Source organism: Paraburkholderia sp. Ac-20342 (assembly GCF_017104985.1).
Lineage (GTDB): Bacteria > Pseudomonadota > Gammaproteobacteria > Burkholderiales > Burkholderiaceae > Paraburkholderia.
The window spans coordinates 1-12,342 of record NZ_JAAGPQ010000060.1; the positions used below are offsets into that span (position 1 = coordinate 1).

General features: G+C 58.4%; 10 protein-coding genes. 6 read left to right on the plus strand and 4 right to left on the minus strand.

The genetic code is table 11. From position 1 onward, the window contains the following. Positions 1-326: 326 nt before the first annotated feature. Complete coding sequence (locus G3N58_RS22495) at positions 327-1,982, plus strand: carboxylesterase family protein (RefSeq protein WP_206000238.1); 1,656 nt, start codon at positions 327-329, stop codon at positions 1,980-1,982. A gap of 716 nt (positions 1,983-2,698) precedes the next feature. On the opposite strand, the gene G3N58_RS22500 is transcribed toward G3N58_RS22495, so the two are convergent. Then, positions 2,699-3,889 carry a porin gene (locus tag G3N58_RS22500; RefSeq protein WP_241017209.1) on the minus strand — a complete coding sequence of 397 codons (1,191 nt, stop codon included), beginning with the start codon at positions 3,887-3,889 and terminating at the stop codon, positions 2,699-2,701. 84 nt (positions 3,890-3,973) lie between these two features. After that, on the minus strand, positions 3,974-5,266 hold the full coding sequence (locus G3N58_RS22505; protein WP_206000240.1) for an MFS transporter: 1,293 nt from the start codon (positions 5,264-5,266) through the stop codon (positions 3,974-3,976). Between the two features lie 209 nt (positions 5,267-5,475). Between G3N58_RS22505 and G3N58_RS22510 the strand changes: the two genes are divergently transcribed. Beyond that, entirely contained in the window at positions 5,476-6,390 is a 915-nt protein-coding gene (locus G3N58_RS22510) for an aldo/keto reductase (RefSeq protein ID WP_206000241.1), read from the plus strand. 1 nt (position 6,391) lies between these two features. Here G3N58_RS22510 and G3N58_RS22515 read toward each other — a convergent pair whose 3' ends face one another. Both G3N58_RS22515 and G3N58_RS22520 read right to left on the minus strand, forming a co-directional pair. After that, positions 6,392-7,471, minus strand: coding sequence for a LacI family DNA-binding transcriptional regulator (locus tag G3N58_RS22515; protein WP_206000242.1), 1,080 nt, complete (start codon positions 7,469-7,471; stop codon positions 6,392-6,394). Positions 7,472-7,576: 105 nt separating this feature from the next. Then, a complete protein-coding gene (locus tag G3N58_RS22520; protein ID WP_206000243.1) occupies positions 7,577-8,032 on the minus strand; it encodes a MaoC/PaaZ C-terminal domain-containing protein in 456 nt (151 codons plus the stop codon). Between the two features lie 295 nt (positions 8,033-8,327). Between G3N58_RS22520 and G3N58_RS22525 the strand changes: the two genes are divergently transcribed. From G3N58_RS22525 to G3N58_RS22540, 4 genes are read left to right on the plus strand one after another with little or no spacing between them, the layout of a single operon-like run. Beyond that, entirely contained in the window at positions 8,328-9,935 is a 1,608-nt protein-coding gene (locus tag G3N58_RS22525) for a CoA-transferase (protein ID WP_206000244.1), read from the plus strand. After that, on the plus strand, positions 9,932-10,741 hold the full coding sequence (locus G3N58_RS22530) for a ThiF family adenylyltransferase (protein ID WP_206000245.1): 810 nt from the start codon (positions 9,932-9,934) through the stop codon (positions 10,739-10,741). Before G3N58_RS22525 ends, G3N58_RS22530 begins: the two co-directional genes overlap by 4 nt. A 30-nt stretch (positions 10,742-10,771) precedes the next feature. After that, positions 10,772-11,452, plus strand: a complete 681-nt coding sequence (locus G3N58_RS22535; RefSeq protein WP_206000246.1) for a DUF4286 family protein — start codon at positions 10,772-10,774, stop codon at positions 11,450-11,452. Between the two features lie 32 nt (positions 11,453-11,484). Then, positions 11,485-12,336: a fumarylacetoacetate hydrolase family protein gene (locus G3N58_RS22540; RefSeq protein ID WP_206000247.1), complete on the plus strand. Its 852-nt coding sequence runs from the start codon at positions 11,485-11,487 to the stop codon at positions 12,334-12,336. Positions 12,337-12,342: the final 6 nt, after the last annotated feature.

Genomic DNA, 12,342 nt, shown 5'->3' on the forward strand with positions numbered 1-12,342 from the left:
ACTGGTCATGCCACACACCATGTCCATTTCCGAAGACATCGAACCCCCTCAACACTGAACAGTGCTTTGTCGCCAAGTTGCGTCGGCGTTTGCTTAAACCTATTTGATGTTGAAGAGAATGGCAGTCTACTTGCGACCGTTCAACCTGTCGACCAGAGCTACTGGTGCGTATTTGTTTAGTGCTGGCGGCGGCCGAGGCTATACCGGCGGGAGGAGGTGTTCGATTCGATGTGGCGGCAAGGATTCGACCTATGTTTTAAGCGTTTCACATTGAAAATCACAATCAGGAGGCAATTTTGAATTTTCGTGAGGCTGAAATCCGTTCGATGAAGTCGAATCTGGAAAAAAAGCGTTCTGTACGTACATCCTCTTTCACTAAACTGGCTACCGTGGGATGCATCGCAGCGCTTGTAACGGTCTATGGTTGCGGCGGCGGCGTCAATTCAACCTCTCCGACCCAGCAAGCAAGTTCCGACCCGGCAGTCGCGATGACTCAGGAAGGTCAAGTCTCGGGCGTAAAAACAAACAATATCATCTCGTTTCAAGGTATTCCTTATGCGGCAGCTCCTGTAGGAGCTTTGCGATTTCAAGCGCCTCAACCAGCTCCGAAGCGAAGCTCGGCCTTGGTGGCCACGGCCCCAGGCGGGAGCTGTGCGGTTCAAGAAGACTGCCTTTACTTGAACGTATGGAAACCGGCCGATGCCGTGGCGGGAGAGAAGCTACCTGTTTTGTTTTGGATACACGGCGGTGGGTTTGCTAATGGTTCGGGCGGCATTTGGGACGGCACATCCTTGGCTGGAGAGAACCGCTTTGTCGTTGTGACGATTAACTACCGACTGGGAGGCCTTGGATTTTTTGCACATCCGGCGATTACGGCCGCTTATCCGAAGGCTCCGGCCAACTTCGGATTACTTGATCAGCAAGCGGCCATGAAGTGGGTTCAGACTAACATTGACGCTTTCGGAGGAGATCCCACAAATGTCACAGTCTTTGGTCAGTCTGCTGGGGGTATGTCTCTGACTGCTCAACTGACATCGACTTCGTCAGCAGGACTTTTTCAGAAAGCTATGGTCATTAGCAATGGGCCTGTTCGACGCGACGCTTCGCTTGCCAATGCCGAGCAACAGGGGGTGAATGATGCGGCCGCACTTGGTTGCCCGGGAACCGATCAAGCGACTTTAGACTGTTTGCGCAACATTCCTTTTGCCGCCTTTCGTAGTGGAACGCACGCGGCGGCTCCGAGCAATTCATGGGCTCCTGTTGTTGATGGGGTATTTCTGACTGAATCTACGTCTGATGCGTTTGCGGCGGGTAGATTCAACAAGATGCCAATCATCTTTGGGAGCATGCAGAACGAACGCAGTTTGCTTGCGAAGAACTATGCGGCGGCACCGTTGACCGCGGATAACTATGCTCAGGCCGCAGCAACTGCCCTCAATGTTGAATTTCCTGTTGCAACAACTGCAGACATTTTGCAGTTGTATCCGGCCTCTAACTATGTAAATCCGACTCATGCGACCACCGAAGCCGTTGGCGATTTTGGGTGGTACTGTGGTGCAATGATCGATGCTCAGAATCTGTCGAAGTACTCGGCGTCGATCTGGCGCTACGAGTTTGCGGAGCAGAATCAGGCTCAGATTATTCCTGACGGATCATCAAGCTATCCGGGCCCCGTGCTTTCGTTCTTTGGGCCCTGGGGGAACTTCCATTCTGCGGACAATCCCTACTGGTTCAGCCAGTTTGCAGACTCTGAGCGAACGTCATCGAATTTGGCGCTGTCATCTACCATGCGACAGTATTTGCACAACTTCGCAGTGAGCGGAAATCCGAATGGATCCTCGCTTCCAGCCTGGAACAGTGTGAGCACGGGTGGCGGTACGGGGATGATTTTTGCAACGCCTATCCGCAATAACGTAGACATCACTACAGCGCATCATTGCGACTTTTGGGCAACTAAGCCCGCAAGCGGTCGATCATACTAGATGTGACTTATGGGCACTCCGGCTTGTAACAGCGGAGTGCCATCAGTTTTGGTTGAAGCTCTGATTGCTGCATACCTGCCTCGCGCGCAGTAGGATTGATCGCATGATCACATGAGTCCAGATTGTGACTGTGGTGACGTCGGCGGTGGCCGTGCGCCACATACAGGCACTCATGCGTTATCACGATATGCGGTCTCAGGGTTCCTTAAGCGCACCGAGGCGCTTCCGATTGCAATTTCGCGACTCTTCACCGGTATCGGACATCGTAAGCGATCGATTTTCTGGCGTAGTCCGCTGAGATTCCGTAGACAATCTCCCATTTACATTAGCAAGGTACGCTCTCGCGGATTTCTATAGAGCAGGCGCACGTTCAGGTAGTTCTAGCCTGCGGACACGCATTGGCTTTGAAGCCCGCAAGCGGCGATGATGCTCATTCGCCAGATGGCGTCACTTTGGGAGGTGACCGGACATCAGTGCTGCAAACGCCGCCAAAAAAAAGCCCGGATCTATCCGGGCCGAATAGGTCGCGCTCTCGCACGCTACCTTAACACGCCATTCATCGCTCCAACGGCTAAAGACCGATCATGCTCTCGGCTCGCTTAAGCCATCCGCATGATCGGCCACCGAGACGGCAAACAGCCTGTCTGCGAGGACTATGCAGCCAGTCAGCGCAATCTTGCTTTAAATGCGCGGCCTCTCTTTGAGTGAGTCAGATATCAGAACTTGTGGACGATACCGACGCCAATACCCACCATGCTGCGAGATGACGACGGCGTCGAATTGAAGCCATCGCCGAGTGTCGCCGTTGCATTGATGATGGACTTGCCGTTAGAGCCGAGTGTCTGGCCGCCCGCCCGTTGATAGGCCTGCAGTGCATAGAGGCCGGTGCGCTTCGAAAGGTTGTAGTACTCAGACAGGTTGAACTGCTGGTAGGAGGCGGCGCTGGCAATGCCGTTCGCGCTGGTTGCTCGCGTGTAGCTATAGCCTGCGGCAAAGTCCCACACCGTGACCGGCTTCCAATGCAGCACCAGGCCGCCCGTGTTCCAGATGGCCTGGTCGCGGAACGACGAGCCGACGCCCGGAATGTATTGCACGTTCGAGTAAATTGCCGTGATGTCGAACTGGCTACTGAACGTATAACCGGCGCCCACGGCAAGGCGCTGCTGCGCCTGAGCCGTCTGGTAGCCGTTGGTGAGCGCCGAGACCCCGATCTGCGCACCGGCATTCGATGTCGTCGAGTCCGGACCGAACGGACCACCGCCGAGCGTCGAGTTATTGATGCGCGAGAACCCGACTGCCAGGCCGACCGGGCCCTGGGCGTACTGAATCGCCGCCGTCCACGTTGAACCGCGATTCACGCTACCCGGCACGCCCCCCAACGAATAGGAGCCGCTGAACTTGAAGCCGTAGAGCGTCGGCGACATATACAGCAGCGTGTTGTTCGCACGGAAGTCCGTGTCGAGCCCATCGATGTCGCCCGGATGTGCGCCGTAGAAGCCCGTAAGCCACGTCGTCGGACTATAGGGCGACAGAAGCTGGTAGTACGACGCGTATTGGCGGCCCGCCGTCAGCGAACCATAGGTATCGTTGGTGACACCCACGAAGGACTGACGGCTAAACATCACGCCGTTCACCGACTGCGCGCCCGTAGCGCTATTGAAACCCTCTTCAAGGGTGAAGATCGCCTTCGTACCTCCGCCCAGGTCTTCGGAGCCTTTCAGGCCGAAGCGGCTACCGGCCCACACACCGTTGATCATCTTGACGGCTGAACGGCCCCCCGAGGTCGAGCCCAGCGACGTCGAACTCGACTGATAACCAAGGCCGGTATCGACCACGCCATACAGGGTGACGCTACTCTGAGCCGATGCCTGGATGGCGAACAGGCCAGTGCCCGCCGCCAGCAACATCGCTACATTCGTCCGTACTTTCATCAGGTCTTCTCCTCCATTGGATGCAAGGACTTGCGGTCCTCGTTTGTGGTTAACTACTTTTCAACTCGTTTGAACTGCCTGTGTTTCCTGATCGATCTGGGAAAGATTGAGGCCTTTGGTCTCCCTCGCAAAGCGCAAAAGAACCATGCCGAGGAGTGCCGCGCCGATCGTGAACACTACGATGCCGTAGGCCATGGACATGGAAAGCCGGTGTATGGTCGAGAGAACGATGAACGGTGCGACCCCGCCACCAATCACGCCGAAGTTATAGAGAAAGCCGACGCCGGAGGCTCGAACGTCCCGAGGTAGGTTCTCTGTCAAAATCGTGCCCCAGATTCCCGACGATCCGACCAGAAAGAATCCACTCAGGAAGGCGCACGCCAGAGCGGGAAGGATGCTGTTAGCCATTGCAACGACGCCCGCAACGCATATCGCGCCCAGGCCGATCATCAGCGAAATGGCCAGACGTCTGCCGAGCCGTTCAGCGATGAATCCAGACGCCACGAAACCAAAGATCTGGCCGACCGCCGAAGCCATCGCTACCGAGCTGACGAAAGCCGCCGGAAGTTCGAGCGATCGCAGGTACGTGGGCAGCAGCGCCTGAAATGGCCACGAACCGAAGCACAGTACGAACATCAGCAGCGCGAGATAGGCGACGCGGCCGGGGTAACGGCTGAACAACTGCAGGACAGGATTCTTCCGGCCTTGGGTGTCCGACTTTGCACGCGCTTCTTTCCAGGCAGCGGATTCAGGCACGAAGAAGATGATAAAAAGCGCGAGCAGTAGTGCCGGCGGCAAGCCAACGAAGAACATGCCGCGCCATCCAAACACGGGGAAAACGAATTCATAGGCAAGTGCGGCACCAATAGCCCCTACGCCCCAGCCTGTATCGAGAATACCGATACCGATGGCCCGGTATCGCTCCGGCCATGACTCCGCGACCATCGCAGCGCCGAGCGAGAAGCCAGGCGCCATCCCGAAACCCAGCAACAACCGGAACACCGCCAGCGACATGAAGTTCCAGGAGAGGCCAGTTGCGACCGCGCCCGCGGTGAACCACGTCAAGGTAATCAGAAGAGGGATCTTGCGGCCGATCCGATCGCTGAGACCGCCGAAGAGCAGGCCGCCGATCCAGCGCACGCCATAAGTTGCAAGAAGCAGTAATGAGGCCGTGTCCAGCGAGACCCCGAAAGCGCGGGCGATGTCACGCAAAACGAAAGTGATGGCGAGAAAGTCGAGCGCGTCGTTGACCCACACGCCCCAGGCGGCTATGAGCACGCGCCATTGCGCCGCCGTAATCTCGCGATACCAGCGTTTCGTCGAGTGCGTGGCCGCAGCGATGTCGGACTGCATTGTGTCTCCTTCCATGAATTTGAGTACTATCTAAGTCGGCTCCTAATGTAACCGGTCTCATATCATGCGGCAACGTCTATTTGGGAAAAACCAACGTGACCCAGGGAATTTATGTATCATGCCGTTTGCTTTCGCATAGAAGAACGATGCTGCTATTCTGGTTATGATAGCTTTGCTGTAATGAAAGCGTTTACATTGGAGACGTAAGGATGAGTAATTCTGAGAGCCGTGGTGCCCGTGTGGACACCCTTCGATCGCTAGGCTTTTCGCGCGTAGTCGCGGGAATGTGGCGAGTTCTCGACTGGAAGATGTCTGCGGGCGAGCTCTCGGATTTCGTCGATACCTGTCTGGATCTGGGGATTACAACTTTCGACCATGCCGATATTTACGGCCGCGGAGAGGTCGAAACGCTTTTCGGCCATGTATTGTCAGCCAATCCGGGACTACGCGAGAGGGTGCAGATTGTCAGCAAAGCAGGCATCAGGTTGGCTGGTTCTGCGGGCGGCGTGCGCACCAAGCACTACGACTCGGGAGCCGGCTATTTGCGCGGGGCCGTTGAGGGTTCCTTGAAGCGCCTGAAAACCGACTATCTCGATCTGTTCCTGATTCATCGCCCGGATCTCCTTGCTTGCATGGATGAGGTTGCACAGGTTGCTCAGGTTCTGAAGGAGGAGGGGAAGATACGGGCTTTCGGCGTGTCGAACTTCTCTGTGCGGCAATTCGATCTGCTTCGCACCAAGACTGCCGTTGCCACCAATCAGATCGAGTTTTCTCCATTTGCAAGTGCGGCGATGCAAGAGGACATGTTTGCGGTTCTATCTCAGGCCGCCGTGTCCCCGATGATCTGGTCACCTCTTGGCGGTGGCCGTCTGTTTTCCGAAACGGACCCGGTCGCCGCTCGTGTTCGCACCGTGATGCAGTCGATTCAGCAGCAATGCGGTGCGCACAGTTGGCTTGCCGTGGCCTACGCATGGATTTTTCGACTGCCAGGCTGTCCGTATGTGATTACCGGTAGCCGGCGGGAGGACGCTCTGCGCGATGCGTTGGAAGGATTGCAGTTGGAATTGCAGCGGGAGCAGTGGTACGAAATCCTGGAGGCTGCACGAGGTTGCGCGGTCGCATGACCTAGCGGGTATTCCTGGTGCGAGGCGGCGGTCCGGACGACGCACGGATGATGATCTGCGCCTCGCACTCGATGCTTGTCGCGTGTTCATTGCCCGAAAGCTCGGTGAGAATCATCTTCGCCGCGGTGCGGCCGATTTCGGCGCTGGGAACGCCGACGGTCGTGATCGGAATGGGCAGTTCCGACATGATTTCGAAGTCGTCGAAGCTGACGATGCTGAGGTTTTTCGGTATCTCGTAACCGTGTTGCATCGCCTCGAGCATTGCGCCGATGGCGAACGAGCCGTTCCCGCAGATAATGACGCTCGGCGGTTGAGGCGTGCTCATGACCTTCGAGAAAAGGTCGCGCCCGACGCGGACGCCCCAGAAACCTTCAACCATATGTGCTGCGATGATGCCGAGACCGTGCTCCGCCAGTGCGTCGCGCACACCCTCCCTGCGAGCCAATGCACGATCATTTGAATCCGCGGTCTGGGACAACATCGCGAAGCGTCGATGTCCGAGACCAAGCAGATAGGTCGTGAAATTGAAGAACGCCTTGTGATTGTCGATACCGACGCACGGATTTTCGCTGTCGGATCGAAAAGTAAACGAGTTGACGAAAGGCACTTGTCGCTGCGACAGTAGCGGATAGAGATCGGGGTGATGCGACTCGCCCACCAGCACGATGGCATCAATGCCGCGTTCAAGCATGTTGCGAACCTGATTGTATTCGCGGTGGATGTCGTACTGGGAACAGCCAAGCAGCAGCGTGTACCCCGCGGCTTCCAAAGCATCCTGAAGCTCCTGAATCGCCGTCGCGAAATGTTCGTTCGACACAGTCGGGAAGACTGCGCCGATCGTGCCTGTGCGTTGTGTCGCAAGCGCTCGCGCGGCGGCATGCGGCACCCATCCAAGATGGTTGATCGCAGCGGTAATGCGCGCCCGGAGTTCGTCCGATACGATTTCCGGCGTATTCATCATCCGAGACACCGTCGCCGAAGACACGCCAGCAAATCTGGCCACGTCCCTCAGGGTGACGCCTGATGAGCGCGCCTTCTTTCCGTGGCTAGTGTCTTCAGTCGTCGTTTTCGCTTTTACCATGCGTGACTCAGTCGATTGCGCTAGTTCCGCGATTATACCGACCCGATAAACGGGCCAAGCCCGCGCCACGATACTGCGGTGCAGGCATGAACGACCGTGCGAAGGTCAGCTTTTGTTAGACAGTTTTTTCGCCCACTTCATCAGATGGCGGCCAGCCGCGACGACTTCGCCGTGCTGGTTGATGACTTCCATGTCGGCCGTGCTGCGGCGCTTCTCTTCGTCGATTTCGGCGACCCGGTAGATGACCGTCACCGTGTCGCCGAGCAGCACCGGCTTGATGAAGCGGATGCGGTCGTAGCCGGCCGATACCGGGAATTCATCCAGATCGGTCCGGTGGATGATGTGCGCGATGCTGATGGTCGACGCCGTCGACATATAGCCGACCAGCAGCGCGCCGTGCGCGATGCGCCGGCCGATCGCGGACTTCTCCTGCATGTACTGCTCGTTGATGTGCGTATCGCTGAAATCGCCCGTCAGGCCGGCGAACAACGTCACGTCGGTTTCGCCGACCGTCTTCGCGAACCGGTATTCGTCGCCGATTTCTACACCTGTGATTGCCATTTCTAACTCCTGCAGAGCGGTTGGGGTAGGCCTGCGCGATGGCAAAACCTGTGAGCGGGCCGACATGAACCGCATGATTCATTGAATCGGCACGCACCAATGATACCGGTTACATTTCATTTCAAGCAACAATATTTGTTGAAAATTTCGTGAATATACGGATCAAGACGAAAAAATAGGGGTCTTCCCTGGAATGCCACCCCGGCCGTTGCAGGTTTTAATGAGACCGGTTACATTGGGTTCAGCGAGCCACGATATCGGGGCTTTCCAACCTCAAGCGAACGCAGACATTCTTATGCAACGAATTACCTCTGACGAAGCGGCAAACCTGCTGCGCACCGGCGACTCGGTCGTGATCAGCGGATCGGGCGGGGGACACGCGGTCCCCGAAGCACTGCTTGCCGCGGTCGAACGGCGCTTCCTCGCGGAGCAGCAGCCGCGCGATCTCACGTCGATCAGCGTCGTCGGCATCGGCGACCGCGCGGCGCTCGGCGCGAGTCATCTCGCTCACGACGGCCTGCTCAAGCGTGCGATCACCAGCGCGCTGATCGACTCGCCGGGACTGCTCGACATGGCCGCGCAGGACCGCATCGAGGCCTATACGTTGCCGCAAGGCGTGCTGTCCCAACTGATGCGCGAAATGGCCGGCGGCCGCCCGGGGCTGATTACGAAGACAGGTCTCGATACCTTTGTCGATCCTCGTCAGCAAGGCGCGCGGCAGAGCCCGCGCACCGAAGAGCAACTGGTCGAAGTGATCCAGCTGGACGGCGAAGAATGGCTGCGTTTCAAGCCTTTCCCGATCGACGTCGCGTTCCTGCGCGGCACGACCGCCGACGAGGACGGCAACATCACGATGGAACAGGAGGCGGTGCTCGGCGAAATGATCGCGATGGCGCAGGCCACGCGTCGCGCGGGCGGCATCACGATCGTGCAGGTCAAAAGAATGGCGCGCAGCGGCACGCTGCCGCCGAAGCAGGTGAAGATTCCCGGCATTCTGGTCGACTTCGTGGTCGTCGAAGCGGAGCAGCGTCAAACCTACGCGACGGACTATGACCCGAGCTATGCCGGTGAACTGCGCGTGCCGCTGAGCGAAATCAAACCGCTGCCGTTCGGGCCGCGCAAGGTCATCGTGCGGCGCGCGGCGATGGAACTGTATCCATCGGCGGTCTGCAATCTCGGTGCGGGTATTTCAACCGGTCTGTCGACGGTTGCGGCCGAGGAGGGTCTGCTCGATTCCGTGATGCTGACGAACGAGCAGGGGCTGATTGGCGGCGCGCCGATCACCGGGCGCGATTCCGGCGGCGCGCAGAACTTCGCAGCGATGATCGAGCAGCCGTCACAGTTCGATTTCTATGACGGCGGTGGCCTTGATCTCGCGTTTCTTTCGTTTGCCGAGGTCGATGCGCACGGCAACGTCAATATCAGCCGCTTCGGCGACAAGATCGTCGGCGTCGGCGGCTTTATCAATATCAGTCAGAACGCGAAACGCGTGATCTTCAGCGGCACGTTGACGGCCGGCGGGCTCGACGTGCAGTGGAACGATGGGCGTGCAACGATCGTGCAGGAAGGGCGGCATCGCAAGTTCGTCCGCTCGCTGGAGCAGATCTGCTACAACGCGGCGCTCGCCAACAAGCGCGGTAATTCGGCGCTGTTCGTAACTGAGCGGGCAGTGTTCCGGGTCGGCGCATCAGGGCTGGAGTTGATCGAAGTCGCGCCGGGTATCGATATCGAGCGCGACATCTTCGGGCAGATGGATTTCCGCACGCTAGTCGCAGCGGATCTGCGTGAGATGGATGCGCGTATCTTCGCGCCGGGGCTGATGGGCATCGCCGAAGAGACATCGCGCAAGGAATGTCGCTATCGCTCCGAGCGCGTCGCCGAATGGTATCGGAGCCGTGCATGAACGCGCTGCCTTCGATTAGCGGCAAAACGCGCCTGTATGCGATCGTCGGCGATCCGATTGTTCAGGTGCGCTCTCCTGAAGTGTATTGCGAGCAATTGGCAAAGGCGGGTATCGATGCCGTGCTGGTGCCAGTTCACATCGCCGCTGCCGACATCCACGACGTGTTTCCCGCGTTGCTGAAGCTTCGCAATCTCGACGGTGTGCTGGTGACGGCGCCATTCAAGGCCGACGCTCTCGCGATTGCCGATCGCGTGCATCCGCGGGCGAAGCGGGTCGGCGTGGTCAATGCGTTACGTCGCGACGCGGACGGTAGCTGGTTCGGCGATATGTTCGACGGTGAAGGGTTCGTGCGTGGTCTGCTCGCGCACGGACATCGCGTCGGCGGAAAGCGCGCGCTGTTGATCGGATGCGGCGGTGCGGGCAGCGCAATCGCAGGCGCGTTGATGGACGCGGGCGTGAAGGAAATTGCGCTGTTCGATAAGGATGAAGCGCGCGCGTCGACGCTGGCCCGACTGCTTGCACAGGAATCGCGCCATTGCGATGTTCACGCCGGGCCGGCGAGCGTGGTCGGCAAGGATCTGATCATCAACGCGTCGGTGGTCGGTATGCGCGACGGCGACGGCATGCCGGTGGATATCGGTCCGCTCGATAGCTCGGTCATCGTCGGCGATGTGGTGTTGCGCCCGGCGGAGAGTCCCACAGCGTTGATCGCGCACGCACGCCAGTACGGCTGTCCGGTCGTTAGCGGCGTCGATATGCACTCGGGACAGATCGACGCAATTCTCGAGTTCTTTCATATTCGCTAACCGCGTTCACCGGAACGGGAGGCATTGATCATGTCGTTATTGGGTTCTGCGGTCGTTCTGATCTGGAACGATGTCGATGAGAAAGCGCGGACGGATTTCTATGAGTGGCACAACAAGGAACATATTCCCGAGCGTCTGTCTCTTGACGGCTTTCTGCGCGGCCGGCGTTATCGCGGCGCCAGCGCGGCGCCCGAATGGTTGACGGTTTACGAAGCCGCCGGTCTGGATACGCTGACTGGCCCCGCCTATCTCGAGCGTCTGAACAATCCGACGCCCGCAACGCAAGCCAACGTCAAGCACTTCCGCAATACCGCGCGCTCCATCTGTCAGATTGAACACTCACGTGGAGAAAGCACCGGCGCGTACGCGATCACGCTGCAATTGCGAGTGCAAGACGATTCGGCCGCACGGCTCATCGAGTTCGTATCCGAAGATCTATTTCCGCGCATTCTGAAGCGGCCCGATGTGGTGGCCGCGCATCTGTTCGTCGCGGACACTGACGCGAGCAACGTCAAGACCACCGAAGCACAACATCGCGGCGGTGTATTTGCGGTGCCGTCGCGCGTGCTGCTGATCGAATGCACGACCGAACACGGCGCGAGCGAAACGGTCCGCGTGTTGAATACGATCGACTGGACCCAGTGCGCGGCGGCAGGCGAGTCGGCACAGACCTATACCCTCGAGATCAGCAGGCTGGGCAAAGCGCGCTGATCCGTCTTCACCTTTGCATAACGGAAACCATCATGAAACTGGTACGTTTCGGTAACGTCGGACAGGAAAAACCTGGTCTGATCGATAAGGACGGCAAGCTTCGCGATCTGTCGAAGCATGTGAGCGATTTCAATCCGGCGTTCTTCGCTGAAAACGGCATCGAGAAGATTCGCGCGGTGGACGGCGCGACGCTGCCTGTCGTCGAGGGAAACCCGCGCATCGGCGCGTGCATTTCACGCCCCGGCAACTTTATCGCGGTCGGCCTGAACTACGTGCAGCACGCAATTGAAACCAATGCGCCGATTCCCAACGAGCCGATTCTTTTCAACAAGGCGCCTTCGTGTATCAGCGGGCCGAATGACCGTGTGCTGCTGCCGCTGAAGTCCACCAAGGCGGACTGGGAAGTGGAGATCGCATTCGTGATCGGCAAGCGCGCGCACAACGTCAGCGAGACAGATGCACTGAGTTATGTCGCGGGCTACTGCGTATGCAACGACGTATCCGAGCGTGCGTTCCAGCTCGAACAGGGCGGCCAATGGGTCAAAGGCAAGATGGCGCCGACCTTCGGGCCGCTCGGCCCGTGGCTCGTCACCAGCGACGAAATTGAAGACGTGCAGAACCTGCCGTTGTGGCTGGAGTTGAACGGCAAGCGGATCCAGAACTCGTCGACGTCCGACATGATTTTCCCGATTCGCAAGCTCGTCTCCTACATCAGCGAATTCGTGATGCTGGAGCCCGGTGACGTGATCACGACGGGCACGCCGCCCGGTGTCGGACTCGGTATGAAGCCGGAGAAGTACCTGAAACCCGGCGATGTGATGCGGCTGAGCGTCGAAGGTCTCGGCGTGCAGGAGCAGATCGTTGGCCGTTGGGGCGATCAGTAGGCGGCA

Excerpts from the sequence above, each read along its gene's own strand:
- G3N58_RS22495 (WP_206000238.1), top strand. The coding sequence starts at position 327 with ATGAAGTCGAATCTGGAAAAAAAGCGTTCTGTACGTACATCCTCTTTC.
- G3N58_RS22500 (WP_241017209.1), bottom strand. The coding sequence starts at position 3,889 with ATGTTGCTGGCGGCGGGCACTGGCCTGTTCGCCATCCAGGCATCGGCT.
- G3N58_RS22505 (WP_206000240.1), bottom strand. The coding sequence starts at position 5,266 with ATGCAGTCCGACATCGCTGCGGCCACGCACTCGACGAAACGCTGGTAT.
- G3N58_RS22510 (WP_206000241.1), top strand. The coding sequence starts at position 5,476 with ATGAGTAATTCTGAGAGCCGTGGTGCCCGTGTGGACACCCTTCGATCG.
- G3N58_RS22515 (WP_206000242.1), bottom strand. The coding sequence starts at position 7,471 with ATGGTAAAAGCGAAAACGACGACTGAAGACACTAGCCACGGAAAGAAG.
- G3N58_RS22520 (WP_206000243.1), bottom strand. The coding sequence starts at position 8,032 with ATGGCAATCACAGGTGTAGAAATCGGCGACGAATACCGGTTCGCGAAG.
- G3N58_RS22525 (WP_206000244.1), top strand. The coding sequence starts at position 8,328 with ATGCAACGAATTACCTCTGACGAAGCGGCAAACCTGCTGCGCACCGGC.
- G3N58_RS22530 (WP_206000245.1), top strand. The coding sequence starts at position 9,932 with ATGAACGCGCTGCCTTCGATTAGCGGCAAAACGCGCCTGTATGCGATC.
- G3N58_RS22535 (WP_206000246.1), top strand. The coding sequence starts at position 10,772 with ATGTCGTTATTGGGTTCTGCGGTCGTTCTGATCTGGAACGATGTCGAT.
- G3N58_RS22540 (WP_206000247.1), top strand. The coding sequence starts at position 11,485 with ATGAAACTGGTACGTTTCGGTAACGTCGGACAGGAAAAACCTGGTCTG.